General features: G+C 73.0%; 21 protein-coding genes. 16 read left to right on the forward strand and 5 right to left on the reverse strand.

Going from position 1 to position 25,758, the window contains the following annotated elements:
* The first annotated feature begins 57 nt into the window (after nt 1-57).
* Complete coding sequence (locus tag DQ241_RS01065) at nt 58-681, forward strand: maleylpyruvate isomerase family mycothiol-dependent enzyme (protein ID WP_113828263.1); 624 nt, start codon at nt 58-60, stop codon at nt 679-681.
* Between the two features lie 29 nt (nt 682-710).
* On the opposite strand, the gene DQ241_RS01070 is transcribed toward DQ241_RS01065, so the two are convergent.
* Nucleotides 711-2,462, reverse strand: coding sequence for a helicase (locus DQ241_RS01070; protein WP_113828265.1), 1,752 nt, complete (start codon nt 2,460-2,462; stop codon nt 711-713).
* 65 nt (nt 2,463-2,527) lie between these two features.
* On the opposite strand from DQ241_RS01070, the gene DQ241_RS01075 reads away from it, so the two are divergent.
* Genes DQ241_RS01075 through DQ241_RS21245 form a run of 6 tightly spaced genes read left to right on the forward strand, consistent with a single transcriptional unit; the run spans nt 2,528 to nt 8,758 of the window.
* On the forward strand, nt 2,528-3,409 hold the full coding sequence (locus DQ241_RS01075) for an alpha/beta fold hydrolase (RefSeq protein ID WP_113828267.1): 882 nt from the start codon (nt 2,528-2,530) through the stop codon (nt 3,407-3,409).
* Nucleotides 3,406-3,741 carry a YnfA family protein gene (locus tag DQ241_RS01080; protein WP_113828269.1) on the forward strand — a complete coding sequence of 112 codons (336 nt, stop codon included), beginning with the start codon at nt 3,406-3,408 and terminating at the stop codon, nt 3,739-3,741. Before DQ241_RS01075 ends, DQ241_RS01080 begins: the two co-directional genes overlap by 4 nt.
* Nucleotides 3,742-3,797: 56 nt before the next feature.
* Nucleotides 3,798-6,566 (forward strand): DEAD/DEAH box helicase family protein, encoded by a 2,769-nt coding sequence (locus tag DQ241_RS01085; RefSeq protein ID WP_199583955.1) that lies wholly within the window; start codon nt 3,798-3,800, stop codon nt 6,564-6,566.
* Nucleotides 6,563-7,843 (forward strand): restriction endonuclease subunit S, encoded by a 1,281-nt coding sequence (locus DQ241_RS01095; RefSeq protein ID WP_113828274.1) that lies wholly within the window; start codon nt 6,563-6,565, stop codon nt 7,841-7,843. The genes DQ241_RS01085 and DQ241_RS01095 overlap by 4 nt, the downstream gene beginning before the upstream one ends.
* Complete coding sequence (locus tag DQ241_RS01100; RefSeq protein ID WP_255410947.1) at nt 7,840-8,565, forward strand: winged helix-turn-helix domain-containing protein; 726 nt, start codon at nt 7,840-7,842, stop codon at nt 8,563-8,565. Before DQ241_RS01095 ends, DQ241_RS01100 begins: the two co-directional genes overlap by 4 nt.
* A gap of 7 nt (nt 8,566-8,572) precedes the next feature.
* Nucleotides 8,573-8,758, forward strand: a complete 186-nt coding sequence (locus tag DQ241_RS21245; RefSeq protein WP_255410948.1) for a restriction endonuclease — start codon at nt 8,573-8,575, stop codon at nt 8,756-8,758.
* Nucleotides 8,759-8,788: 30 nt separating this feature from the next.
* Here DQ241_RS21245 and DQ241_RS01105 read toward each other — a convergent pair whose 3' ends face one another.
* Nucleotides 8,789-10,003, reverse strand: coding sequence for an HNH endonuclease signature motif containing protein (locus DQ241_RS01105; protein WP_113828276.1), 1,215 nt, complete (start codon nt 10,001-10,003; stop codon nt 8,789-8,791).
* A 221-nt stretch (nt 10,004-10,224) separates the two neighbouring features.
* On the opposite strand from DQ241_RS01105, the gene DQ241_RS01110 reads away from it, so the two are divergent.
* From DQ241_RS01110 to DQ241_RS01125, 4 genes are all read left to right on the forward strand, one after another.
* Nucleotides 10,225-11,712, forward strand: coding sequence for a class I SAM-dependent DNA methyltransferase (locus DQ241_RS01110; protein ID WP_113828278.1), 1,488 nt, complete (start codon nt 10,225-10,227; stop codon nt 11,710-11,712).
* 131 nt (nt 11,713-11,843) lie between these two features.
* Nucleotides 11,844-12,227, forward strand: coding sequence for a DUF4190 domain-containing protein (locus DQ241_RS01115; protein WP_158545848.1), 384 nt, complete (start codon nt 11,844-11,846; stop codon nt 12,225-12,227).
* Between the two features lie 57 nt (nt 12,228-12,284).
* Nucleotides 12,285-13,139, forward strand: a complete 855-nt coding sequence (locus DQ241_RS01120) for a helix-turn-helix domain-containing protein (protein WP_113828282.1) — start codon at nt 12,285-12,287, stop codon at nt 13,137-13,139.
* Nucleotides 13,136-13,534 (forward strand): VOC family protein, encoded by a 399-nt coding sequence (locus DQ241_RS01125; protein WP_113828283.1) that lies wholly within the window; start codon nt 13,136-13,138, stop codon nt 13,532-13,534. The genes DQ241_RS01120 and DQ241_RS01125 overlap by 4 nt, the downstream gene beginning before the upstream one ends.
* A gap of 4 nt (nt 13,535-13,538) precedes the next feature.
* Here DQ241_RS01125 and glpK (DQ241_RS01130) read toward each other — a convergent pair whose 3' ends face one another.
* Both glpK (DQ241_RS01130) and DQ241_RS01135 read right to left on the reverse strand, forming a co-directional pair.
* The gene (glpK, locus tag DQ241_RS01130) at nt 13,539-15,041 is read right to left on the reverse strand and encodes a glycerol kinase GlpK (RefSeq protein WP_113828285.1); all 1,503 of its coding nucleotides are present in this window, start codon (nt 15,039-15,041) and stop codon (nt 13,539-13,541) included.
* Nucleotides 15,034-15,810: an IclR family transcriptional regulator gene (locus tag DQ241_RS01135; RefSeq protein WP_113828883.1), complete on the reverse strand. Its 777-nt coding sequence runs from the start codon at nt 15,808-15,810 to the stop codon at nt 15,034-15,036. The genes glpK (DQ241_RS01130) and DQ241_RS01135 overlap by 8 nt, the downstream gene beginning before the upstream one ends.
* 162 nt (nt 15,811-15,972) lie before the next feature.
* Here DQ241_RS01135 and DQ241_RS01140 point away from each other — a divergent pair, with 162 nt between their 5' ends.
* From DQ241_RS01140 to DQ241_RS20745, 5 genes are all read left to right on the forward strand, one after another.
* Nucleotides 15,973-17,934, forward strand: a complete 1,962-nt coding sequence (locus DQ241_RS01140) for a S9 family peptidase (protein WP_199583957.1) — start codon at nt 15,973-15,975, stop codon at nt 17,932-17,934.
* A 2-nt stretch (nt 17,935-17,936) separates the two neighbouring features.
* Nucleotides 17,937-19,511: a glycerol kinase GlpK gene (glpK, locus tag DQ241_RS01145; protein WP_233492131.1), complete on the forward strand. Its 1,575-nt coding sequence runs from the start codon at nt 17,937-17,939 to the stop codon at nt 19,509-19,511.
* Nucleotides 19,512-19,599: 88 nt separating this feature from the next.
* Nucleotides 19,600-21,330, forward strand: a complete 1,731-nt coding sequence (locus tag DQ241_RS01150) for a glycerol-3-phosphate dehydrogenase/oxidase (RefSeq protein WP_113828287.1) — start codon at nt 19,600-19,602, stop codon at nt 21,328-21,330.
* A gap of 49 nt (nt 21,331-21,379) precedes the next feature.
* Nucleotides 21,380-23,014, forward strand: coding sequence for a phosphoglucomutase (alpha-D-glucose-1,6-bisphosphate-dependent) (pgm, locus tag DQ241_RS01155; RefSeq protein ID WP_113828289.1), 1,635 nt, complete (start codon nt 21,380-21,382; stop codon nt 23,012-23,014).
* Between the two features lie 43 nt (nt 23,015-23,057).
* Nucleotides 23,058-23,816: a hypothetical protein gene (locus DQ241_RS20745; RefSeq protein ID WP_113828291.1), complete on the forward strand. Its 759-nt coding sequence runs from the start codon at nt 23,058-23,060 to the stop codon at nt 23,814-23,816.
* Here DQ241_RS20745 and DQ241_RS20985 read toward each other — a convergent pair.
* Nucleotides 23,779-25,746 carry a methyl-accepting chemotaxis protein gene (locus DQ241_RS20985; RefSeq protein WP_233492132.1) on the reverse strand — a complete coding sequence of 656 codons (1,968 nt, stop codon included), beginning with the start codon at nt 25,744-25,746 and terminating at the stop codon, nt 23,779-23,781. The two genes, DQ241_RS20745 and DQ241_RS20985, sit on opposite strands and share 38 nt — an antisense overlap.
* Nucleotides 25,747-25,758: the final 12 nt, after the last annotated feature.

Genomic DNA, 25,758 nt, shown 5'->3' on the forward strand with positions numbered 1-25,758 from the left:
CCGCCCCGGTCCACCCGTCGCGGCCCGCAGGGAGCGGGCCGGGTGGAGGGAGCGGGGATGAACGCGAGCGGGACGGCCGGGACGGATCGAGCGGCCTCTGTGTGGGTGGGCCGGACCTGCGAGGGCCTGGCGGACCTGCTGGCCGATGAGCCCGCCGCGACCTGGACGGCACCGACGCTGTGCGCCGGATGGCAGGTCCGGCACGTGGTCGCGCACGTGACGATGCCGGTGCGGTTGACGCCGGAGCGGTTCGGCGCCGAGATGGCCGCCGCGGGCGGGGACTTCACGAAGCTGTCCGACGCGGTGGCGGCGCGGGACGGCGAGCTGCCCGCCGAACGGCTCCTGGACGACCTCCGCTCCCCGCAGCTGCACGCCTGGGAGCCACCGGGCGGCGGCGCCGCCGGTGCGCTGAGCCACGCGGTCATCCACTCGCTCGACGTCACCGTCGCGCTCGGCCGGGAGGCGGTCGCCCCGCCCGAGGCGGTGACCGCGGTCCGTGACTCGCTCACCGCCGCCGACGGTGCGATCTTCGGCATCGACCTGACCGGCGTGCGGCTCGAAGCCGCGGATTCCGGGTGGACGTGGGGGCAGGGCGAACCGGTGCGCGCGGACGGCGGGCAGCTGGTCGCCCTGCTGAGCGGCCGGACGCTGCCGGACGGTCGCTCCCTCCCGCGTGGCTGACCCCGAGCCGCCGGGCGTCGGGCGCGGGCTCAGCTCTCGCTGAGCGCGGTGGCGGGCAGCCAGTCGGCGTCGAGCAGCTCGGCGATCTCCTGCAGGGCCGCGGTGTCGGCGCCGGCGGTCGAGCCGCTGACCGCAAGCCGCTCGACCATCACCCGGGCGACCTGCTCCTCCACGGTGTCCTCGGCGAAGGCGACCAGCCACGGCGAGACCTTGCCGTCGCGGTGCGTGCGGCCGGTGACCTGCCGCGCCTGGATGCCGGAGAACCGCGGCTGGTGGAACAGCCCCACCCGCGGCAGCGCGGAGGCGTGCGAGCCGTCCGGCAGGAGCTCCTCCGCGTGCAGGCTGATCGAGGCGGTGACCGTGAAGACGCACACCTGCGCGTCGCCCCGCTGGAAGCGCAGCCGCTCGGCCTCGACGTCGAACCGGTCGCGCCCGTAGATGCCGGCGACCGGGATCTTCGCGTCGAGCAGCGCCTCGCGGATCGGGTCGGCCGCGGTCTCGACGAACTCGACCGACACCGCGACCTGCCGTTCGGCCTCCACCTGGGCCTTGATCCAGTCGACCGTGGCCTGGACGCGGATCAGCCCGGCCTTCTGCCGGAACCGGAGCAGGGCGGCGCGGCCGCGGGCGGTCTGCCGGCCCTTGCGCGCCAGCTTCATCTCGGCGCGGAACTCCGACCACTCCGCCTCGTAGGCCGCCCGCTCGGCGGGGGTCAGGGTCACCGGTGCCCCGCCGACGGAGACCTGGCCCCACGGCGCGGGCCGGTGCAGGGTGGCCGGCGGATCGGCGTCGGCCAGCCAGCCCTGCAGCGTGGCGAGGTCCGAGCGGCGGGCGGCGGCGTCCTCGGTCCACTGCCAGCCGTAGCGGCCACGTTCCACGTGGAACCCGTGCGCGGCCAGCCGGGCCGGGAGGTCGGCCCACTCGCGCAGGCCCTCGCCGTGCCGCTGGGCGAACTCCGGTGCCAGGTAGGGCAGCTCGAGCGGGGTGTGCGCCGGGGTGGCGGTCGCCGCCAGCACGTACGGGGCGTCCTTCACCCGGCCCGCGCCGGAGACCGCCTTCCAGTGCTTCCACCGCTGCGTCGTCGTGTGCCGGACCATGTGCGCCTCGTCGGCGACGACGACGTCGAACCGCGTGCCGGTCGCCTTGAGGACGGCGGCCACCTTGCCCAGCCGGTCCCAGGTGGTGACGCACCAGCGCAGCCCGCCGTCACCGAAGCCGGCGATCGAGCGCGACCAGTGCGGGATGGTGATCGCCGCGGGCCGGTCGGCCACCACCAGCACCCGCTCGACGTCGCGCTGCTCGGCGACCGCCTTGACGGCCAGGATCGCCGTCCCGGTCTTGCCGACGCCGGGGTCGTCGCCGAGCAGGAAGACCCGGCCGCCGGCGGCGGCGTGCGCCGCGATCACGTCGGCGCCGTCGCACTGCAGGTCGCGCGGGATGAGGGCGCGCGGCTCGGGCAGCGGGCGGGGAACGGCGTTGAGCTCGTCCTCGACGAACCGCTCGAAGCTGTGCGGCGGCGGGTCGTAGGGCGCCAGCGCGCTGGGCAGCTCCGCCCCGACCCACACGTGCGCCTGCAGCCCGGCGTGCCACTGGGCGCCCGGTGCGGGCGCCCGGAACGGGACGGCGAGCACCCACACCCGCTCCCCCCGGCCGGCGACCGGCAGCTCGAGAGCGGGCTTCGCCCCGCCGGGTTTCGCCGCCGCCCGCTTGCGCGGAGCTGCCGCCCGGGTCCGGGTGGTCGTGCCCGTGGAACTGCTGCTGCGGCGCCGTCGTCCCGGCATGCCACCTCCCCCTCGTCCCCGGCACGGTAAGCGGCGGGGACGACGGTTCGTGGTGGAATCGCCGGGTGACCGAGGACGCGGGCGAGGAGGAACGGCTGCACGCCCGGACGCTCGGCGAGGCCGGGCCGCGGGTCGTCTTCGTGCACGGCCTGTTCGGCCAGGGCAAGAACTGGACGACGATCGCCAAGGGCCTGTCCGACGGCCACCGCGTCACGCTGCTCGACCTGCCCAACCACGGGCACTCGCCGTGGACCGAGCGGGTCGACTACCTCGACATGGCCGAGCTGGTCGCCGAGGAGCTGGCCGGCTACGGCGAGCCGGTGACCCTGGTGGGGCACTCGATGGGCGGCAAGGTCGCGATGACGCTCGCGCTGCGCAGGCCGGAGCTGCTGCGGGCGCTGGTCGTCGTCGACATCGCTCCGGTCGAGTACCCGCTCCAGGGCGGCCGGACCGACGACGAGGACGAGGAGGCCTCGCCGTTCGCCGCGTACATCGCGGCGATGAAGGCGATGGACCTCGGGGCGCTGGAGACCCGCCAGGACGCCGACGCCGCGCTGAAGACCGCCGTCCCGAGCCGGATGGTGCGCAGCTTCCTGCTGCAGAGCCTGGTCCGCGAGGGCGTGGGCGCAGCAGCGGGCGGCTGGCGCTGGCGGCTGAACCTGGACCTGCTCGCGCGCGACCTCGGTGAGCTGCGCGGCTTCCCGGAGCCGCCCCCGGGGACCACCTACGACGGGCCGGTGCTCTGGATCGCCGGCGCGAACTCGCACTACGTGCTGCCCGAGGACCGCGAGCGGATGGACGAGCTGTTCCCGGCGACCCGGCTGGTCAAGGTGAAGAACGCCGGGCACTGGGTGCACTCGGAGCAGCCGGAGGTCTTCCTGGAGACGTTGCGGCGGTTCCTCGACGGAGTCGAGGAACGGTCACAGGGCCCGGCGTCGGTCGAGTGACGGTCACCCGCTCGCTGCTGCTGTTCGCGCTGGCGGCGCTGGCCGAGATCGGCGGCGCCTGGCTGGTCTGGCAGGGCGTGCGCGAGCACCGCGGGTGGCTGTGGGTCGGTGCGGGGGTGATCGCGCTGGGCCTGTACGGGTTCGTGGCCACGCTCCAGCCCGACGCGAACTTCGGCCGGATCCTCGCTGCCTACGGCGGCGTCTTCGTCGCGGGCTCGCTGGCCTGGGGCATGGCCGTGGACGGGTTCCGGCCCGACCGCTGGGACGTCGCCGGCGCACTGGTCTGCCTGCTCGGAGTCGCGCTGATCATGTACGCGCCCCGGGAGGGGTAGCCACTCCGCGTCATGGCTGGTTACGGCACGGCCGAGGCCCTATCGTCCTCGACGCCATGACGGAGAACGGGGAGAAAGGCCAGCTCACCGCAGAGCAGCGCGCCCGCGTGCTGATCGACCGGCAGCTACGGGCCGCGGGCTGGGCTGTCCAGAACCAGGGCCAGGCCAACCTCACGCTGCCCGGTGTCGCCGTCCGCGAGGTGATCATGGCCAGCGGGCACGGGCGGGCCGACTACGTGCTCTACGTGGACCGGCGCGCCGTCGGGGTGATCGAGGCGAAGCCGGAAGGGACGACGCTGTCCGGCGTCGAGTGGCAGTCGGCTCGGTACGCGACCGGACTTCCGCCGGAGGTCCGGCTCCGAGCGCTCACGCTGGACGACCGGCTGCCCTTCGTCTTCGAGGCGTCGGGGTCCGAGGTGCACTTCACCAACGGCTACGACCCGGTCCCGCGGGCGCGGCGGATCTTCTCGTTCCCGCGCCCGGAGACGCTCGCCCGGACCATCCGCGATGCCGAGGTGGACCCGGTCGCCGCCACCTGGCGGGCGAGGGTCCGCGCCATGCCCGAGCTGATCACCGAAGGACTGCGGCCCGCGCAGATCACCGCGATCGAGGGCATCGAGCGCTCGCTGGCTGAGCAGCGGTACAGCCGCTCCCTGGTCCAGATGGCCACCGGTGCGGGCAAGACCTATACCGCCGTCACCAGCTGCTACCGGCTGCTCAAGCACGGTGGGTTCCGCCGGATCCTGTTCCTGGTCGACCGGAACAACCTCGGCTCCCAGACCTTCGCGGAGTTCCAGAACTACGCCACGCCGGACGACGGCCGCCGGCTCACCGAGATCTACAACGTCAATCCGCTGACCAGCGCCGGGATGCTGGACTCGTCGTCGATCGTGATCTCGACGATCCAGCGCGTCTACGCCGCGCTCCAGGGTCGGACGATCGAGGACGTCGATGATCCGGGCCTCGACGGGTTCGTGCCCGATGCACCGGTGGACGTCTCGTACAACCCGCAGATGCCGCCGGAGTCGTTCGACCTGGTGATCGTCGACGAGGCGCACCGCTCGATCTACGGGGTCTGGCGCGGGGTGCTCGAGTACTTCGACGCGCACATCGTCGGTCTGACGGCGACGCCGGTGAAGCAGACGTTCGGCTTCTTCCAGCAGAACCTGGTCTCGGAGTACACCTACGCGGAGTCCGTGGCGGACAACGTGAACGTCGACTTCGACGTGTACCGGATCAGGACGCAGATCTCCGAGTCCGGATCGACGATCGAAGCGGGCACCGTGGTGCCGAAGGTGGACCGCCGGACCCGCAAGCAGCGGTACGAGTCGCTGGACGAGGACGTCGTCTACACCGCGGGCCAGCTGGACCGGGCGGTGACGGCGAAGAACCAGATCCGGCTGGTGCTGGAGACCTTCCGGGACCGGCTGTTCACCGAGATCTTCCCGGGCCGGTCGACGGTGCCCAAGACGCTCATCTTCTGCAAGGACGACAACCACGCCGAAGAGGTCGTGACCACGGTCCGCGAGGTGTTCGGCCAGGGCAACGACTTCGCCGCCAAGATCACATACAACGCGAAGGACCCGAAGGGCGCGCTCAAGGCGTTCCGGACGTCGCCGACGCTGCGGGTGGCGGTGACCGTGGACATGATCGCCACAGGGACCGACGTCCGGCCGCTGGAGTGCGTGTTCTTCATGCGGGACGTGCGCTCGGCGTCCTACTTCGAGCAGATGAAGGGCCGCGGATCTCGGACGATCTCCTCCACGGACTTCCAGCTGGTGACGCCGGACGCCACCACGAAGGACCGCTTCGTGCTGGTCGACGCCGTGGGCGTCACCGAGCACCCGCACGTGGACGCGACCCCGCTGGAGCGGAAGAAGTCGGTGTCCCTGGACCGGTTGCTCGACAAGGCCGGGATGTTCACGCTGACCGAGGACGAAACGGCATCACTCGCGTCCCGGTTGGCGAAGCTGGAGCTGGACCTGACTCCCGCTGAGCGCGCGGAGTTGGACGAGGTCGCGGGCGGATCACTGCGAGCGATCGTGCAGCGCCTGGTGCACGCGGTGGACCCGGACGAGCAGGCAAAGGCCATCTCCGCCCAGCCGGAGAACCCGGAGAAGGCCGTCCAGGAGCTGGTGGACAAGGCCGTCGAGCCGCTGGCCGCGCGGCCGGAGCTGCGCGATCGGATCAAGGAGCTGCGGCGGCAGCACGACCAGGTGATCGACGACGTCAGCGTCGACACGCTGCTGGGTGCCGGCGGGGTGGTGGACACCGAGAAGGCGCGCTCGGTGGTCACCTCGTGGCGGCAGTACCTGGAGGACAACCGCAGCGAGATCACGGCGCTGGAGCTGCTGTACTCGCGGTCGGAGGACGCGAGCGTCACCTTCGCGCAGCTGCGCGAGCTGGCGGAGCGGATCAAGCGGCCGCCGCACAACTGGACGCCGGACCTCATCTGGCGGGCCTACGAGGCCATCGAGGTCGGCCGGGTGCGGCACGCGGACCGGCACACGGTCACCGACCTCGTCTCCCTGGTGAGGTTCACTCTGGGGGCGGACGACCGCCTCGAACCCTTCGCTGCGAAGGTGGGCGAACGGTACCGGTCCTGGCTGGCCCAGCAGGAGCAGGCCGGGGCGGTGTTCACGGAGCGGCAGCGCTGGTGGCTGGACCGCATGGCCGACGTGATCGCTGCGTCGGCAGGCATCACGGAGGACGACCTGGACAACGTGCCCTTCACCGAGCACGGCGGCGTGGATGGCCTGCTCCGCGACCTCGGCGAGAAGGCCGCGGTCTACCTCGCCGACCTCAACCGCGAGCTGATCGCATGAATGATCTGCCAGACGGGTGGCGCTGGGCTGTCCTCGATGAACTGAAGGCCGCAGAGCCCGGTGCAATCACCGACGGTCCGTTCGGCTCCAAGCTAACCAGCGCTCACTACTCATCCGACGGTGCCCGCGTCGTCCGCCTCCAGAACATCGGCGAGGGTGTGTACCGAAGCTCCGATGCGTTTATCCCCTGGTCGCACTTCGAGGGCTTGCGCAAGCACGAAGTCCGCGCTGACGACCTCCTCATCGCGTCGCTGGGCGAGGACCCGCCGCGCGCGTGCCTCGCACCCGCGACGCTTGGGGCGGCCATCGTCAAAGCGGATTGCGTTCGAGTTCGGTTGTCTGACGAGGTTGATCCCCGCTGGGTCATGTACGCCATGCAGAATCCGGCGCTCAAACGATGGGCGGCCGAGCAACTGCACGGTGTGGGAAGGCCCCGACTCGGCCTCAAGACGATCCGCCACCTCCCCATACCGGTCCCCTCCTTTGACGAGCAGCGGCGCATCGTCGTCCTGCTGGAGGACTACCTCTCCCGACTGGACGCCGCGAAGGACATGGTTGCAGCGGGAGTGCGACGCCTCGATGCGCTGACGGTCGCCTCCCTGCAACGGGAAGCGAACGAACTGCGTGTGCGTGGCGTTGAGTTCCTTCCGCTCGGTGAGGTGGCGGAGACCCGTCTCGGCAAGATGCTCGACAGCAAGCGGGCTACCGGGACGCCGACGCCCTATCTGCGCAACATCAACGTCCGCTGGGGTTCCGTCGACACGAGCGACGTGAAGTCGGTCAGCCTGTCGGAGGCTGAAAGGCAGGAGCTAGCCCTTCGGCCGGGCGATCTGCTGGTTTGCGAAGGCGGTGAGCCGGGGCGTTGTGCCATCTGGCCAGGCAGCGATGACCTGATCACCTTCCAGAAGGCGCTGCATCGCGTGCGAGTCGATCCGGGCCGGCTGACGCCTGAGTTCGCTGCGGCGATGCTCGAGGCGACCATCCGTACCGGAGACACAAGCGCGATGTTCACCGGAACGACGATCAAGCACCTTCCTCAGGAACGGCTGCGAGGAATGCTCATGCCGGTCCCCCCTCTCGATGAGCAGCGTCGTCTGGTGGCCCAGCTGCGGGCTACCGGCGAGCGGGCTGCTCGTCTACGTCAGGAACTGCGTCTGCTCCAGCTTCGATCCTCCTCACTGAGGCGGGCCTTGCTCGGCGCAGCGTTCTCGGGGCAGTTGACCGGGCGGAGTTCCGACGTTGAGGTCGTCGAGGAGATGGCCGAGGCGGCCTTGTGATCCCCGATTTCCAGTCGCTCATGCGGCCGCTGCTGGAGGCCGTGAGCGATGGCTCGGTGCGGCGGACGCGCGATCTCGTCACTGCCATGAGCGACCGCTTCGGACTCACCGACGAGGAGCGCGAGGCGCTACTGCCCAGCGGCCGCCAGCGTCGGATGGACAACCGCGTCACCTGGGCGATCAGCCACCTATTCCAGGCCGGTCTGCTGGAGCGACCGGCGCGTGGCCACATCGCAATCAGCGATACCGGTCGCCAGGTCTTGGCGGCGCATCCGGAACGCGTGGACATGGCAGTCCTCCAGCGCTTCCCCAGTTACCGCGACTTCCGCTCACGCAGCAGTGTGCGGTCTCCTGCTGCGGACGATGTGATCGAGGCAGAGATCGTGGTCGATGCGGCCTCGCCGCAGGACCTCCTGTCCCAGGCGGTCACCGAGAACCGGGCGGCCCTGGAAGGTGAGCTGCTGAAGCGCGCTCTGTCGCTGTCACCGACCGACTTCGAGCGCCTCGTCGTCCGTCTCCTCGAGCGGATGGGCTACGGCCGCTCCGGCGGCGTCGAGCACTCCGGCCGCAGCGGTGACGCCGGCATCGACGGCATCATCAGCCAGGACCCCTTGGGGCTGGACCGCATCTACCTCCAGGCCAAGCGCTACGCGCCCGACCAGTCAGTCCAGAGGCCGGCCATCCAGGGCATTCGTGGGCGCCTTGATGGGCGCACAGGGTGACCGCGGCGTGTTCATCACCACCAGCAGCTTCTCTGCAGGTGCGCGGACCGAGGCCGAGCGTGTCAACGCCCGCATCGAGCTCATCGATGGAGCACGCCTCGCCGAGCTCATGCTCCGGCACGGCGTGGGTGTGCAGGCGGAGGTCACCGTGACGCTGCACCAGCTGGACGAGGACTTCTTCGAGTCCCTGTGACATGCCGGGCGGCGGGTGCCGCCGTCCGGTTCAGGGACCGGCGCGGCTGAGAACCTCGGTTCCGTCCGGCCGGTAGGTGTGCCAGTGGCCGGTGCCGGGATCTCGGCGGATCGTGAACCCGCCTTCGTGACAGCTCGTGTGGTGCCGCTCGCAGAGCAGTGCCCCGTTGTCGCAGCTCGTCGGCCCGCCGTGGGCCCAGTGGACGACGTGGTGGACGTCGCACCACTCCGGCGGGGCGTCGCAGCCGGCGAAGACGCAGTGCCCGTCACGGAGCTCGACGGCCCGGCGGATCGCGGCACTCGCCGTGCGCTGTGCCCGGCCGACGTCCAGCGGCAGCCCGTCCGGGCCGGTGATGATGCGGACGACGCTGGCGTCGCACGCCAATCTCCGCGCCGTCTCCGGGTTGATCGGCCCCGCCCATCCCAGCGAGCCCCCGGAGCCGCCCGGGGCGCCACGCTCGGCGCAGAGGGCCAACCAGTCGATGGTCACGCGCACGTGCGGCCGCTCGCCCCGCACATCGGGGAGGGATCCGCCGTCGAGCGCACCGCGGGCCAGCGCCACCAGCGCGTCCGCCTGCCGCTCCGCGTGTGACCGCCTGTCGCCGGCGGGGCGGTCCCCGTTCATCAACGCGCCGAGCGCGGTGTGCAGGTACTCGCCACCGGCGGCGTCCAGATCGCCCCGCAGGTACACCCGGCCGTCCATCCCGGTAGCCATGGTGAACCGCCGGCGGACGTCGGCGGCGTCATCGAGGCTGCCATCGGGATCGACGCCGGCCACCCATGCCTTCACGCCGCGAGCCGTCTCGTGCGGGGCGGTCGCCCGGGCCAGGGACGCGAGGATCTCGTCGGTCTCGGCCAGGTCGATGCCTACGTCAGCGGCCTTGGCCAGCCGGCCCGGCGTCATGGCCCTGGTGATCACTCGAGCATGCGCCGAGCTGATCTCACCCGCAGCGAACGCGGCCGCCGTCTCCGGCAGCTGCTCGAGCCGCCGACCCGTCGAGACGATCGCCGTCGCCTGGTCCGGGGCCATGCGGCAGCTGCCGCGCAGCCAGCTCTTCATCGAGACCGCGCCGTCGTGCCGGTAGGCCTCACGCCGGTCAGCCGCTCGAACGACGGCGGTCACCGACGCGGCGACCCGGTTGCTCGCGGTGACGAGCTCGGCGGCGAGGTCGAGCAGCGCGTCGTCCGTCATGGCATCGAGGTCGATCTCGGCCAGCTGGTCCAGGGCGGAGCGGAGCTCGGACATGTGCTCCTCCTCCCGCCGCGGGGCCGATCGACGAGTCGAACATACGATCGAGGTACGACAGAAAAGCCCTGCTCAGGGCGCGAGTACGTAAATTCTGCGGGCCTTTCCGGGCGCCGTCGCAACGAGCAGGAGGACGCGCGCGGGTGGCTGTCCCTGAGCCGTGGCCTCATCGGCACGTGCGAGCATCGGGCCGGCGACATCCGGGGACGACGAGGAGTTCGGTGACCGAGGCACGGCGGCTGGTCGACAAGCTGTGGAGCTACTGCAACGTCCTCCGGGACGACGGTGTCTCGACGATCGAGTACACCGAGCAGCTGACCTACCTGCTCTTCCTCAAGATGGCGCACGAGCGCGAGACCCGGCCGCTCAAGCCTGAGCGGATCGTGCCCGCGCACTGCTCGTGGCAGCGGCTGCTCGACGCCGACGGCGATGACCTGGAACTGACCTACCGGCACATGCTGGAGGACCTGGCCCGGCAGCCCGGCGTCCTCGGCGTCGTCTTCCGCAAGGCGCAGAACCGCATCCAGGACCCAGCCAAGCTCAAGCGGCTCATCGTCGACCTGATCGACAAGGAGAACTGGTCGGCGTCCGGCACCGACATCAAGGGCGACGCCTACGAGTCGTTGCTGGCCAAGGGCGCCGAGGACATCAAGTCCGGCGCCGGCCAGTACTTCACCCCGCGACCGCTGATCCAGGCGATGGTCGACTGCCTCCAGCCGTCCGCGGCCGACACGGTCATCGACCCGGCCGCCGGCACCGGTGGCTTCCTGCTGGCCGCGCACGAGTACGCCTCCCAGCACGCCGAGGACATGACGCCGGAGGAGCGCGACCACCTGCGTGACGCCTTCGCGCACGGCGTCGAGCTGGTCGACGGCACGGCCCGCCTGGCGGCCATGAACCTGATCCTCCACGGCATCGGCAAGCCCAGCGGGGAGAGCCTGATCGAGGTCAAGGACGCGCTGCTCGCCGATCCCGGCCAGCGGTACTCCGTCGTCCTCTCCAACCCGCCGTTCGGGCGCAAGTCGTCGATCACGATGGTGGGCGCCGACGGTCGCGAGGCGCGCGAGGACCGCGAGATCGAGCGCGCGGACTTCGTGGTCACCACGGCGAACAAGCAGCTCAACTTCCTGCAGCACATCGCGACCATCCTGAAGATGTCCGGCCGGGCGGCCGTCGTCCTGCCGGACAACGTGCTGTTCGAGGGCGGTGCAGGCGAGACGATCCGCAAGAAGCTGCTGCGCGACTACGACGTCCACACCCTGCTCCGTCTGCCGACCGGCATCTTCTACGCGCAGGGCGTGAAGGCGAACGTGCTGTTCTTCGACAAGCGGCCGGCCGCCGACCACCCCTGGACCGAGCGGCTCTGGGTCTACGACCTGCGGGTCAACCAGCACTTCACGCTCAAGCAGAACCCGCTGCGGCGCAGCCACCTGGACGAGTTCGTCGAGTTCTACCGCCCCGGGCGGCCGCGCTCGGAACGGGTGGAGAGCGAGCGGTTCCGCTCCTTCACCTACGACGAGTTGCTCGCACGTGACAAGGCGAACCTCGACATCACCTGGCTCAAGGACGCCTCGCTCGAGGACCTCGACGACCTGCCCTCCCCCGAGGTCATCGCACGGGAGATCGTCGACGACCTCACGGCTGCACTGGCGGAGTTCGAGGCCGTGGCGGCGGCGCTCGAAGGGGCAGCGGGACTGGATCCGGCCTGACGAGACCGGGCAGCCACCTCGGGTCCGTGCCGTCGCGCGCCTCACCCCGATCGCCGCCGCGAACGGTCAGGATGTGCGACCGAACGCGAGGACCTCCGTCACCGGCGGACCGGAGTGATCAGGAGCGAGCGATGACCTACCCCGGACCTCAGCAGCCGGCTGCCGGTGACCCGCACGGCGCACCGGACCAGCCCGCCTGGGGGCAGCCCCCGGGGCCCTACGGCGGCTACCCGCCGGGCTACGGCCAGCCGCCGTACGGCGGCTATCCGTACGCGCCGCCGCGGCGCACGAACGGCATGGCCGTCGCGTCGATGGTCCTGGGCATCCTCTGGCTGTACTGGATCGGCAGCATCCTGGCGCTGGTCTTCGGCTACGTGGCCAAGCAGCAGATCCGGCAACGCGGCGACTCCGGGAGCGGCATGGCGACGGCGGGCATCGTGCTCGGCTGGGTCGGCATCGGCTTCCTCGTCCTCGGCCTCGTCTTCGGGCTCGCGAGGACCTCCAGCGGCTACTGAGCCGTCCGCGGGCCGACCGGGGGTGACAGCGCGTGGCCGGCCCGCGATCCTGACCGCGTGCTGCAGGAGTCGGTGGTGCACCGCCCGCACCCCGCGCTGCGCCCGTTCGTCGCGGCCGCGGTCGGCTACCGGCACGAAGGTCTGCCGCCCGGCGAGCACCGGGGGCTGCCGTCGCCGTTCCTCACGGTCGTCGTCACGCTCGACGAGCCGCTGGATATCGCCGCCCACCCCGATCCGGTCCAGTCCCCCGGCCGGTACGACTCGCTGGTCGGCGGGCTGCACACCCGGCCGGCGCGCATCGTCCACCCGGGCCGGCAGGCCGGCATCCAGCTCTCGCTGACCCCGTTCGGCGCCCACGCCCTGCTCGGCTGCCCGGCCGGCGCCCTGGCCTCGGTCGATGCACCGCTGGAGGACCTGCTCGGGCCGTCGGCCGGCGAGCTGGTGGACCGGGTCCGTTCCGCGGCGACGTGGTCGGGCCGGTTCCGCGCTCTCGAGGCTGGGCTGCTGCGCCGGCTCCGGGAGGAAGTCCCCGACCCGGCCGAGGTGCGGGAGGCCTGGCGGCTGACGACGGCGACCGGCGGGCGGCTGCCCGTCTCCCGGCTTGCCGCGCACGTCGGCTGGAGCACCCGGCACTTGGAGCAGCGCTTTCGGGCGGCCACCGGGTTGCGCCCCAAGGAGGCGGCGCGCGTGGTCCGCTTCGACAGGGCGCGGCGCGAGCTCGCCTCCCGCTCGGCCGCCGGCCGGAGGCTGGACCTGGCCGGGCTCGCCGTGGCCGCGGGTTACGCGGACCAGGCGCACCTGACCCGCGAGTGGCGCGAGTTCGCGGGGCTTCCCCCCACGCGGTGGCTGGCGGCCGAGTTCGGATTCGCCCAAGACACAGAGGCGGTCACGACGGCACTGTCCGCGTCATGACGACTCCCCCACCCCAGGTCTGGCCCGCCTTCCGCGCGAAGGACGCCCGCGGGCTCATCCGCTTCCTCGTCGAGGTCCTCGGCTTCGAGGAGACCGTGAGCTACGGCGAGGGCGACCGCGTCGACCACGCCCAGCTCGACTGGCCCGAGGGCGGCGGGGTGATGCTCGGCTCCCGGCGGGACGACGGCGGCCAGTGGCCGGTCGAGGCCGTGGGCTGCTACGTGGTCACCGCCGACCCGGACGCCGTCCACGCCCGTGCCGTCGCCGCGGGAGCGGAGGTCGTGCGCGAGCCCTACACGACCGACTACGGCTCCCGGGACGTGACGATCCGCGACCCCGAGGGCAACCTGTGGCAGTTCGGCACCTACCGCGGGGAGCCCCGCCGGGCGGGTTGACCGGCTACCGGCCCCAGGCGATGCTGAGCTCGACCGCCCGCTGCCACCGCGGGTACTCGGCGGTCAGCGCAGCGGCGCGCTCGGGGCGCGGGGACCACTGGGCCGACCGGTGCCAGTTCCGGCGCAGCGCCGCGACGTCGGACCACACACCCACGGCCAGGCCCGCGGCGTACGCGGCGCCGAGCGAGACGGTCTCCCCCACCATCGGCCGGACGACGGGGGTGTCCAGCACGTCCGCGAGGAACTGCATGAGCAGGTTGTTCGTGGTCATCCCGCCGTCGACCCGCAGCGCCGGCAGCGGCAGGCCGGAGTCGGCGTCCATCGCCTGCACCACGTCGCGGGTCTGCCAGCCGGTGGCCTCGAGCACGGCACGGGCCAGGTGGCCCTTGGTGACGTAGGAGGTCAGGCCGGCCACGACGCCCCGGGCCTCGCCGGCCCAGTGCGGCGCCAGCAGGCCCGAGAACGCGGGGACGACGTAGCAGCCACCGTTGTCCTCCACCGTCCGGGCCAGGGTCTCGACCTCGGCCGCGGAGCTGATCAGCCCGAGCCCGTCGCGCAGCCACTGGACCAGCGATCCCGCGACGGCGACCGAGCCCTCCAGCGCGTAGTGCACCGGCTCCCCGGCCAGCTGGTAGGCCACGGTGCTGATCAGCCCGTGGCTCGAGCGGACCAGGTCGGTGCCGGTGTTCTGCAGCAGGAAGCTGCCGGTCCCGTAGGTGCACTTGGCCTCACCCGCCTGGAAGCACGCCTGCCCGAACAAGGCCGCCTGCTGGTCGCCGAGGGCACCGGCGATGGGGACGGGGGTGGGCAGTGCGGTGGCCGATCCGATGACGCCCACCGAGGGCCGGATCTCGGGCAGCACGGCGGCGGGCACGTCGAAGAACGCGAGCAGCTCCGGATCCCAGCGGCAGGTGTGCACGTCCATCAGCAGCGTGCGGCTGGCGTTGGTCACGTCGGTCACGTGCACGCCCCCGGCCGGGCCACCGGTGAGGTTCCAGATGAGCCAGCTCTCCATGGTGCCGAACAGCAGCTCGCCCCGCTCGGCCCGTTCGCGCGCGCCCGGGACGGAGTCCAGGATCCAGCGCAGCCGCGGGCCGGCGAAGTAGCCGGCGATCTCCAGGCCGCTGCGCTCGGCGACCAGGTGCGCGTCCGGCCGCGCGGCGAGTTCGGCCACGAGGTCCGCCGTCCGGGTGTCCTGCCAGACCAGCGCCCGGGTGACCGGGCGGCCGGTGCGGCGGTCCCACAGCACGGTGGTCTCCCGCTGGTTGGCGATGCCCAGCGCGACCAGCTCGCCGGGCAGCGCGGCGACGTCCCCCATGACCTGCGCCGCCGTGCGCTGCGCGTTCGCCCAGATCTCCTCGGGGTCGTGCTCCACCCAGCCCGGCCGGGGGAAGTGCTGCTGGTGCTCCCGCTGCCGGACGGCCACCAGCCGGCCGGCGCGGTCGAAGACGATGGCCCGCGTCGAGGTGGTGCCCTGGTCGATGGCCAGCACGTACCGCTCAGCCACGGCTGTGCTCCGGTCGGCGCTCGCCCAGCTCGCGGGACACCGCGGTGGCGGCGTCGGTGACCATCCCGACGAGCGCGGGGCGGGGTGCGCCCCGTCCGTCGAGCACCGCGGCCACGGGAGCGGTGATGCCGAGGGCCCCGACCACCAGCCCGGCCGCCCCGCGGACCGGCGCCGCCAGCCCGGCCACGCCGGGCAGGTGCTCCTCGCGCTCCAGGGCCCAGCCGCGCGTCCGGGTCTCCTGCAGCTCGGGTGCCAGCTCGGCGGCCGTGGTCGACGTGGCGCGGGTGAACCGCTCGAGCTCCTGCGGCAGCGGGGGCAGGGGGACCTGGCAGGCCAGCAGCACCTTCCCCAGCGCCGTGGCGTGCGCGGGCAGCGCCGTGCCCACCTCCAGCTCCTGCGCGGAGTCGTCGGGGCGGAAGACGTGGTGCACCACGACCACCTGGGTGCCGGCGAGCGTGCCCAGCCGCACGGCGCTGCCGCTGCGCGAGGCCAGCGCGTCGGTCCAGTTCGAGGCCCGCGCCCGCAGCTCGTTGTCGTCCAGGTAGCTCGTCCCCAGGCTCAGCAGGCCCGCCCCGAGCTCGTACCGCCCGGTCCGGCGGTCCTGCGCGACGAATCCCACGGTGACCAGTGTCCGGAGCAGGCCGTGCGCCGTCGTCTTCGCCAGGCCGACCGCCTCGGAGATCTCGCGCAGGCCCAGCCGTCCGCCCGACCCGGCGATGACCTGCAGGATCGCGGCCGCGCGCTCGATCGACTGCACGCTGCCCGGCACGGCGACCGACGGTAGGCCATCGCGCGCGAGCACCGCGGGACGACGTACGACATTGCCGTACGGCACTCGTTGAGCAGCGCAACTGGCCGGCCCTACGGTTCGCCCGCTGCCGGGCCGACACGTCACGTCAGCACCCCGTCACCGTCGATGAGGAGCCCTCTGATGACCACCCCTGTCCGGTCCCGGCCGCGGAGGCTGTGGAGCCTCCTGCTGGTCTCTCTGGCCCTGGTGCTGCTGGGTGGCGGCGTGGCCGCCGCCGTGCAGTCCGACAACGGGAACGTGGAGGTCACCGACGTCCGCTTCACGGGCAGCGGTGGGCAGACCCTCTCCGCGCTGATGTACGTCCCCGACGGCGTCACCGCGGAGAACCCCGCGCCGGCGATCCTCGCCGTCCACGGCTACATCAACAGCCGCGAGACCCAGGACGCCTTCGCCATCGAGTTCGCCCGGCGCGGGTACGTGGTGATGGCCCTCGACCAGTCCGGGCACGGCTTCTCCGGCGGGGCGGCCTACGAGAACGGCTACGGCGGGCCGGCCGCCCTGTCCTACCTGCGCTCCCTCGACATCGTCGATCCGGACAACATCGGCCTCGAGGGCCACTCGATGGGCGGCTGGACGGTGCTCACCGCCGCGGCCGTCCTGCCCGACGCCTACCGCTCGATCGTGCTCGTGGGCTCCTCCACCGGTTCGGGCGTCTCCCCGGAGGGCGACGCGGAGTTCCCGCGCAACATGGCCCTCGTCTACGGGCAGCACGAGGAGTTCTCCACGCTCATGTGGAACGAGGCCGACGCGGACGACGTCCAGTCCAACGAGAAGATGATGTCGGTCTTCGGCACCGACGAGCCGGTCGAGACCGGCCGGGTCTACGGCTCGATCGACGACGGCACCGCCCGGGTGGTCTACCGGCCCGATGCCACGCACCCCGGCCTGACCCTGGACCCCACCGCCGTGCGGCACTCGATCGACTGGTTCGACCAGACGCTCGAGGGCGGCCACTCCGCGTCCGGCCAGATCTGGTGGCTCAAGGAGGCCGGCACCCTCGTCGCCTTCCTCGGCGGGATCCTCTTCCTCTTCCCGTTCGGCGCCCTGCTGCTGCGCACCCGGTTCTTCGCCGGCCTGGCGGGCAGCCCCGCTCCGGGCGTGGGCATGCGCGGCCTGCCGTGGTGGGGAACGGCGCTGCTCACCGCCGTCGTCTCGGCGGTGACCTACTTCCCCTTCCAGATCTGGGGCAGCGAGTGGGTGACCCCCAACGGCCTGTTCCCCCAGGAGATCACCACCGGCGTCATGTTCTGGGCGCTGGGCAACGCGCTCATCTCCCTGGTGCTGTTCGCCGTCTGGCACGTCACCGGCGGCCGCCGGGCCGGCGGCGGTGCCCGCGCCTACGGTCTGGCCGGGCAGGGCGGGTTCTCCTGGCGGGTGGTCGGCAGGTCCGCCGTCTTCGCCGCCGTCGTCACCGGGGCGCTGTACGGGCTGCTCGCCTTCTCCGACTGGGCCTTCCAGACCGACTTCCGCTTCTACGTCTTCCAGCTGCACCTCATGGACGCCGCGCGGTTCCGGGTCTTCCTCACCTACCTGGTGCCCTTCACCGTGTTCACGCTGGTCATCGCGACCGTCCTGCACGCCCAGCTGCGCTCCGCCGAGTCCCGCTGGAGCACCGGGCGCCGGATGCTGGCCAACGGCGTGGCCCTGGCGGTGGGCGTGCTCGTGCTGATCGTCCTCGACTACGCCCCGCTGATCGCGGGCGGGACGCTGTGGATCGACACCCAGCCCCTGCTGGCGATCGTGGCCTACCAGTTCGTGCCGCTGCTGTTCGTGGTCGGTCTGATCGCCACGTACTTCGCGGACAAGACCGGCACGGTCTACGCGGGTGCGTTCATCTCCTCGATCCTCATCACCTGGAACAACGTCGCCGGCACGGCGAACCAGGTGGAGGTCGGCACCTGGGGTGGTGGCACCCAGCTGGTCCGGGTCTGGCTGCCGATCGCCGCGGCGGTCGTGCTCGCCGTGGTCGCGGTCCTGCGCAGCCGAACCCGGGAGGCCGGGACCGACCACGCACCCGTGGCCGACGGGGGCACCCGGTCCGACGGCGAGCCGGCACTGGCGGGCGACGGGGCGGCGCGCTGAGCGTGGGCACCCAGGCGATCCCGGCGGCCGCCCCCTCCCCGGGGGGCGGCCGTCCCGGCCGGTACGTCGGAGCGCTCGACCAGGGGACGACGAGCACCCGCTTCATGGTGTTCGACTCCGCCGGCCGCGAGGTCGCGCGTGCCCAGGCCGAGCACGCGCAGGTGCTGCCCCGCCCCGGCTGGGTGGAGCACCGTCCCGAGGAGATCTGGGAGCGCACCCGCGAGGTGATCGCGCGGGCGATGGCCGCGGCCGGGCTGCGCGCCGGGGACCTCGCCGCCGTCGGCCTCACCAACCAGCGCGAGACGACGCTGCTGTGGGACCGGCGCACCGGCAGACCGCTCGGCAACGCCCTGGTGTGGCAGGACACCCGCACCCAGCCGCTCATCGACGACATCGGGCGGCGCGGGCTCGCCGACCTGGTCCGCCGCCGCTCCGGCCTGCCTCCCGCGACCTACTTCTCCGCCGGCAAGCTGCGCTGGCTGCTGGACGCGCACGCCGACGAGGTGCGTGCCGCCGCGGGCAACGTGCTCGCGGGCACCGTGGACAGCTGGCTGCTGTGGCAGCTCACCGGAGGTCCCGACGGCGGGGTGCACGTGACCGACGTGACCAACGCCAGCCGGACGATGCTCATGGACATCGACACGCTGGAGTGGGATCCCCAGCTGCTCGACGTGTTCGCGATCGACCGGGCTCTGCTCCCCCGGATCGTCGACTCCACCGACCCGGCCGGTCACGGCACGGTGCGCACGGTGCCGGAGCTCGCGGGCGTCCCGGTGACGGCGGTCCTCGGGGATCAGCAGGCAGCCATGGTGGGTCAGACCTGCTTCGCCCCGGGCGAGGCCAAGAACACCTACGGCACCGGCAACTTCCTCCTGCTCAACACCGGCAAGGAGGCGGTGCGCAGCGGGGCCGGCCTGCTCACGACCGTCTGCTACCGGTTCGCCGGCGAGGACCCGGTCTACGCGCTGGAGGGCTCCATCGCCGTCACCGGCTCGGCGGTCCAGTGGTTGCGCGACCGGATGCGGCTGATCGACGAGGCCGCCCAGATCGAGGAGCTCGCCGCCGCCGTCGAGGACAGCGCCGGCGCCTACTTCGTGCCCGCGTTCTCCGGGCTCTTCGCCCCCTACTGGCGGCCGGACGCCCGCGGCACGATCGTCGGCCTGGCGCACTTCCACGGGCGCGAGCACCTCGCCCGGGCCACCCTCGACTCGATCTGCCACCAGTCCGCAGACGTGGCCGCCGCGATGGAGGCCGACTCCGGCGTGCGGCTGGAGGTGCTGCGGGTGGACGGTGGCGTGACCGCGAACGAGCTGTGCATGCAGATCCAGGCCGACGTCCTCGGCGTGCCGGTGCAACGTCCGCCGGTCGCCGAGACGACGGCGCTGGGTGCCGCCTACGCCGCGGGCCTCGCGGTCGGGCTGTGGCCTGACACCGATGCGGTCCGCGCCCTCGCCGACGGCCACCGGACGTGGCATCCCGGGTGGGACTCCGGCACGCGGGCACGGGCCCGCGAGGGCTGGCGCCGGGCGGTCAGCCGGTCGCTGGGCTGGATCGGTGAGGAGACGGCCACCGCGTGAAGCGTTCGGCATTGCCGAACGCCCTGGCTCGATCCCCCGTGCTGCCGTTCCTACCGTTGGAGGAGCACGACACCGCAGAGGAGCACCGATGACCGCAGTACCGCCGCTCGGCCCCGAGCAGCGCGCCCGTTCCTGGGCCGAGCTCGCCGAGACCGAGTTCGAGGTCCTGGTCGTCGGCGGAGGCGTGACCGGCGCGGGGGTCGCGCTGGACGCGGCGACCCGCGGCCTGCGCACCGCGCTGGTCGAGGCCCGCGACTTCGCCTCGGGGACCTCCTCGCGCTCCTCGAAGCTGTTCCACGGCGGCCTGCGCTACCTGGAGTCCTTCGAGTTCGGGCTGGTCCGCGAGGCGCTGCACGAGCGCGACCTCAGCGTGAACCGGCTCGCGCCGCACCTGGTCAAGCCGGTGCCCTTCCTCTACCCCCTCACCCACCGGGTGTGGGAGCGGCCGTACGTGAGCGCCGGCCTCGCCCTCTACGACGGCCTGGCCCGTGTCGGCGCCCTGGCCGAGCCGATGCCCGCGCAGAAGCACCTCACCCGCACCAGCGCCCGCACCCTCTTCCCCGCGCTCAAGCCCGACGCCCTGGTCGGCGCGGTCCGCTACTACGACGCCCAGGCCGACGACGCCCGGCACACCCTGACCCTCGCGCGTACCGCGGCCGCCTACGGCGCCACCGTCCTCAACTCCGCCGAGGTGGTGTCCTTCACCCACGCCGGCGGCCGGGTGGTCGGGGCCCGGGTCCGGGACGTCGAGACCGGCGCGGAGGTCGACGTCCGCAGCGAGGTCGTGGTCAACGCCACCGGCGTCTGGACCGACGACCTGCAGACCCTGGTGGGCGGCCGGGGGCGGTTCCACGTGCGGGCCAGCAAGGGCGTGCACATCGTCGTCCCACGGGACCGGATCAACGGGGAGACCGGGCTGATCCTGCGCACCGAGAAGTCGGTGCTGTTCGTGATCCCCTGGGGTAGCCACTGGATCGTGGGCACGACGGACACCGACTGGTCGCTGGACAAGGCGCACCCCGCGGCGAGCCGGGCCGACATCGACTACATCCTCGAGCACGTCAACGAGGTGCTCGCCGTCCCGCTCACCCACGACGACATCACCGGCGTCTACGCGGGCCTGCGCCCGCTGCTGGCCGGGGAGTCGGAGCTCACCAGCCAGCTCTCCCGCGAGCACGCCGTGGCGCGCCCGATGCCCGGGGTGATCGCCGTCGCCGGAGGCAAGTACACGACCTACCGCCCGATGGCGGCTGACGCGGTCGACGCAGTCGCCGAGGACGTCACCCGCCGCGTGCCGCCGAGCGTGACCGAGAACGTCCCGCTGGTCGGCGCGGAGGGCTACCACGCCATGGTGAACCAGTTGGAGGCGCTCGCCGACCGCTGGGGCATCCCGCGGTTCCGCGCGCAGCACCTCCTCGACCGCTTCGGCTCCCTGACCCCCGACGTCCTGGCGCTGGCCGCGGACGACCCGGAGCTGCTGCGGCCGGTCCCGGGGGCGGAGGAATACCTGATGGTCGAGATGGTCTGGGCGGCCGCGCACGAATCGGCGCTGCACCTCGACGACCTGCTCGCGCGGCGCACCAGGATCTCCATCGAGACCGCCCACCGCGGGGTCGACTCCGCGGAGCCGGTGGCCCGCGCGGTCGCCGGGGTGCTGGGCTGGGACGAGGAGCGGATCGGCACGGAGGTGGCGAGCTACGCCGCCCGCGTGGAGGCCGAGCGGCGCTCCCAGACCGCCCTGGACGACCAGGAGGCCGACGCCGTCCGCGTGGCGGCCCCGGACACCCGCGCCGTCGCCGTCGGCAGGGCGCTCGTCTGAGGCGGGCGCCGGGTCGCGCGGCCGCTGCGCGGCGGACAAGATCAGCGGCGTGAGCGATCCCCGTGCCGGCCAGCCCGCCCAGCCCAGCGACCTGATCGACGTCGCCTCGCTCGTCACCGCGTACTACACGCTCGAGCCCGACCCGTCCGACGCCGCGCAGCAGGTCGTCTTCGGCACCTCCGGGCACCGCGGCTCGGCGTTCGACGCCGCCTTCAACGAGGCGCACATCGTGGCGACCACGCAGGCGATCTGCGAGTACCGGGCCGCCCAGGGCTACGACGGACCGCTGTTCATCGGCCGGGACACCCACGCGCTGTCCGAGCCGGCCTGGGCGTCGGCGCTGGAGGTGCTGGCCGCCAACGACGTGACCGTGCTGGTCGACGCCGCCGACCGGTACACCCCCACCCCGGCGGTCAGCCACGCCATCCTGCGGGCGAACCGGGGGAAGACCACCGGTCTGGCCGACGGAATCGTGGTCACCCCGTCGCACAACCCGCCCCGCGACGGGGGGTTCAAGTACAACCCGCCGTCCGGCGGGCCGGCCGACACCGACGCCACCAAGGTCATCGCAGACCGCGCCAACGAGCTGCTGCGCAACGGCCTCGACGGCGTCCGCCGGGTCCCCTTCGCCCGCGCCCGCGCCCAGGCCCGGTCCCACGACTTCCTGGGCGACTACGTCGACGACCTGCCCTCGGTGCTCGACCTCGACGCCGTCCGGGACGCCGGCGTCCGGATCGGCGCCGACCCGCTGGGCGGCGCGAGCGTCGACTACTGGGCGGCCATCGCCGAGCGCCACCGCCTCGACCTCACCGTGGTGAACCCGCTGGTCGACCCGACCTGGCGGTTCATGACGCTGGACTGGGACGGCAAGATCCGGATGGACTGCTCGTCGCCGTCGGCCATGGCCTCGCTGATCGGCAAGCGCGCGGACTTCCAGATCGCCACCGGCAACGACGCCGACGCCGACCGGCACGGCATCGTCACGCCCGACGGCGGGCTGATGAACCCGAACCACTTCCTGGCCGTCGCGATCGCCTACCTCTTCGAGCACCGGCCGTCCTGGGGTGCCGACGTCGCCGTCGGCAAGACGCTGGTGTCGTCGTCGCTGATCGACCGCGTCGTCGCGGGCCTGGGCCGGCGGCTGGTCGAGGTGCCGGTCGGGTTCAAGTGGTTCGTGCCCGGGTTGCTGGACGGCACGGTCGGCTTCGGCGGCGAGGAGTCCGCCGGCGCCTCCTTCCTGCGCCGCGACGGCTCGGTGTGGACGACGGACAAGGACGGCATCCTGCTCGCGCTGCTGGCCAGCGAGATCCAGGCCGTGACCGGGCGCTCGCCCTCCCAGCTGCACGGCGAGCTCACCCAGCGGCACGGCGAGTCGGCCTACGCCCGCGTCGACGCACCGGCCACGCGGGCGCAGAAGGCGGCGCTGGGCAAGCTCTCCCCCGAGGCGGTGACCGCGACCGAGCTGGCCGGCGAGCCGATCACCGCCAAGCTCACCCGCGCCCCGGGCAACGACGCGGCCATCGGCGGGCTCAAGGTGGTCACCGAGAACGCCTGGTTCGCCGCCCGCCCGTCCGGCACCGAGGACGTCTACAAGGTCTACGCGGAGAGCTTCCGCGGTCCCGAGCACCTGGCCCAGGTCCAGCAGGAGGCGCAGCAGGTCGTCGGGGCGGCGCTGCAGCGGTAGCGGGTCTCGCCGGGCCGGGACGGCGGGCGGTCACACTGGGGGTGTGAGCGACGAGGGGTCCCCCGGTCCGGAGGAGCGCTACGACGGGCCGCCGTCGTACCCGAGGCCGGGCGGGCCGGTGCCCGGCCACGGCTCCCCGCCCGGGTACGGGCCGCCGCAGGGGTACGGGCCCCCGCCCGGGTACGGGCCGCCGCCGGGATACGGGCCGCCGCCCGGGTACGGCCCGCCGCCGGGCTACGGGCCCCCGCCCGGCTACGGTCCCCCGCCCTGGCAGCCCCCGGGCTACGGCCCGCCACCCGGTCACGGCTCCCCCGGCTACGGCTGGCCGCTCGGACCCGCGACGGCCGCCCCCTGGCCGCACGGGCCGGCCCGCCCGGGCGTGGCCACGTCGGCCGCGGTCCTGGGGTTCGTCACCGGCGGCCTCACCGCGCTGGTGTCGGCCGGCTTCCTGATGGAGCTGCTGGCGGGGGACGTCGAGGGCGCCTACGTGCTGCTGGTCCTCACCGGGGTCGCCTGCGCGGCGGGGCTGATCACCGGCGCGGCCCGGCTGCTGGCCCGCCGCCCGGCGTCGCTGCTGCTCACCGCGGCGCTGGCCGCGATCGTCTCGCTGGTGCTCGTCCTGGTGGTCGGCACGGCCACCCTCTACGGGGACGACGAGGACTTCGTGATCGCCGTCGCGCTGTTCGGGCTGCCGCTGCCGGTGCTGACCGCCGTCTTCGCGCGCAACCCGGCGACCACCGGCTGGGTGGCGGCCGGGGAGCCGGTCAGCGGGTCAGGCGGAAGCGCTCCACCAGCCCGTTGAGCCGGCCGGCGGCGCCGGTCAGCGCGTCCGCGGCGGCCCGCAGCTCGGTCGCGGAACCGCTGGTCGAGCCGGCGGCCGCAGTGATCCCGTCGACCGTGGCCGCCATGCCGCCCGAACCGGCGGCCACCTCCGCCACCCCGCGGTTCATCTCCGCCGTCGTCGCCGTCTGCTCCTCGACCGCCGAGGCGATCGTCGTCTGGTAGTCGTCGATCTGGGCGACGATCGCGCTGATCTGCTCGATCGCCGCCGCGGCGCTCGCGCTGTCCGCCTGGATCGCGGCCACCCGGCGGGAGATCTCCTCGGTGGCCCCGGCGGTCTCCTGGGCCAGCTCCTTGACCTCGTTGGCGACGACGGCGAAGCCCTTGCCCGCCTCGCCGGCCCGCGCCGCTTCGATGGTGGCGTTGAGCGCGAGCAGGTTCGTCTGCTCGGCGATGCTGGTGATGACCTTGACGACCTCGCCGATGCGCGCCGAGGAGTCGCCCAGCGCGCGGACCGTCTCGTTCGTCGTGGCTGCGACGGTGACCGCCTGGCCCGCCACGCGCGCGGCCTCGGTGGCGTTGGTCGAGATCTCGCGGATCGAGGCGCCCATCTGCTCGCCGCCCGCGGCCACGGCCTGCACCGACGTCGACACCCGGCCGGCCGCCGAGGCGACGTCCTGGGCCGAGGTGGCGGCGCTGCCCGCATCGGTCGCCACGCGGCCGGCGAGGCCCAGCAGCTCCTGCGAGCTCGCGGCCACGCCGGACGCGGTGTCCCGGGTCGCGGCCAGCACCTCGGACAGGTCGTCCAGGCTGGCGTTGAGCGCGGTCGAGAGCTGCCCGACCTCGTCGCCGCGACGGACCTCCAGGCGCTCCCGGAGGTCGCCCTCGGCCACCTTCTGCAGCACCGCGGCCGCCCGGCGCAGCGGGCCGGTGATCGTCGCCGCGAACCGGGCGGCGACCAGGCCGACCACGACGGCGGCGATGCCCGCCACCGCGACGATCACGGCGAGCAGCGACTGGGCCGGCGCCGCGGCCTCCTCGGCGTCCTCGCGCATCAGCACGCCCCAGCCGTAGCCGGGGAAACCCAGCGCACCGGCGGAGGAGGCGTAGCCGTGCACCTGGTCCACGCCGCCCGGGTACGGGGCCTCCCCGGATCCGGACTCGTCCCGCGCCAGCGCCTCGGCGGCCGGCAGCCCGGCCGCGAGCAGGTCGAGCCCGCTCGTGCCGTCGGCGCCGGGCCCGGCCAGGACGACGCCGTCCCCGCGGAGCACCTGCCCGGTCACGCTGGACACCCCGCGGTCCTGGATCTTCGCCACCTGCTCGTCGAGGATCTGGCCGACGACGCGGTCCCAGGACGCGAAGTTCACCCACACCCGGACCGGGGCGCCCGAGGGCCCGAACACCGGGGCGGCGAACGGCAGGGACACGACCTCCCGGCCCACCGCCGTGGTGACCGCGCCCTCGACGCTGGCGTCGCTGTAGAACGTCTGCCCCGCCGGCAGCTGCAGCGCCTGCTGGAACCACGGGGTGCCGGCCACCGAGGTGCCGACCAGGGAGGCCGCGTCGACCGGCTGCCCGTCCCCCGTCACGGTGTTCGTCGCCACGACCGTGCCGGTGGCGGCGTCCGCGACCAGCAGCAGGTCGTAGATGCCGTAGTTCTTGCTGTAGAAGTCGGCCGCCGCCTGGACCGTGGCCGCGTCGTCCTGCGCAGCCGGGTTGTAGGCGAACGCCTGCACGTCGCCCCACCGCTCGAACAGGTTCCGGTCGATCTTGTCGATCGTCGAGACGGCCTCGCTGCGCAGCAGCTCGCCCTCGGCCGAGCGCCAGTCGCCGCTGCTCTTGCTGAACGCGACGGCGCCGAGCACCCCCAGCGGCACGATCACCAGCAGCAGCAGGAAGGCGATCAGCGTGGTGCGCAGCGACGTGGTGCGCAGACGGGCACGCAGCGACATGGGGACCATCTC

Source organism: Blastococcus sp. TF02A-30, from assembly GCF_003319185.1.
Lineage (GTDB): Bacteria > Actinomycetota > Actinomycetes > Mycobacteriales > Geodermatophilaceae > Blastococcus.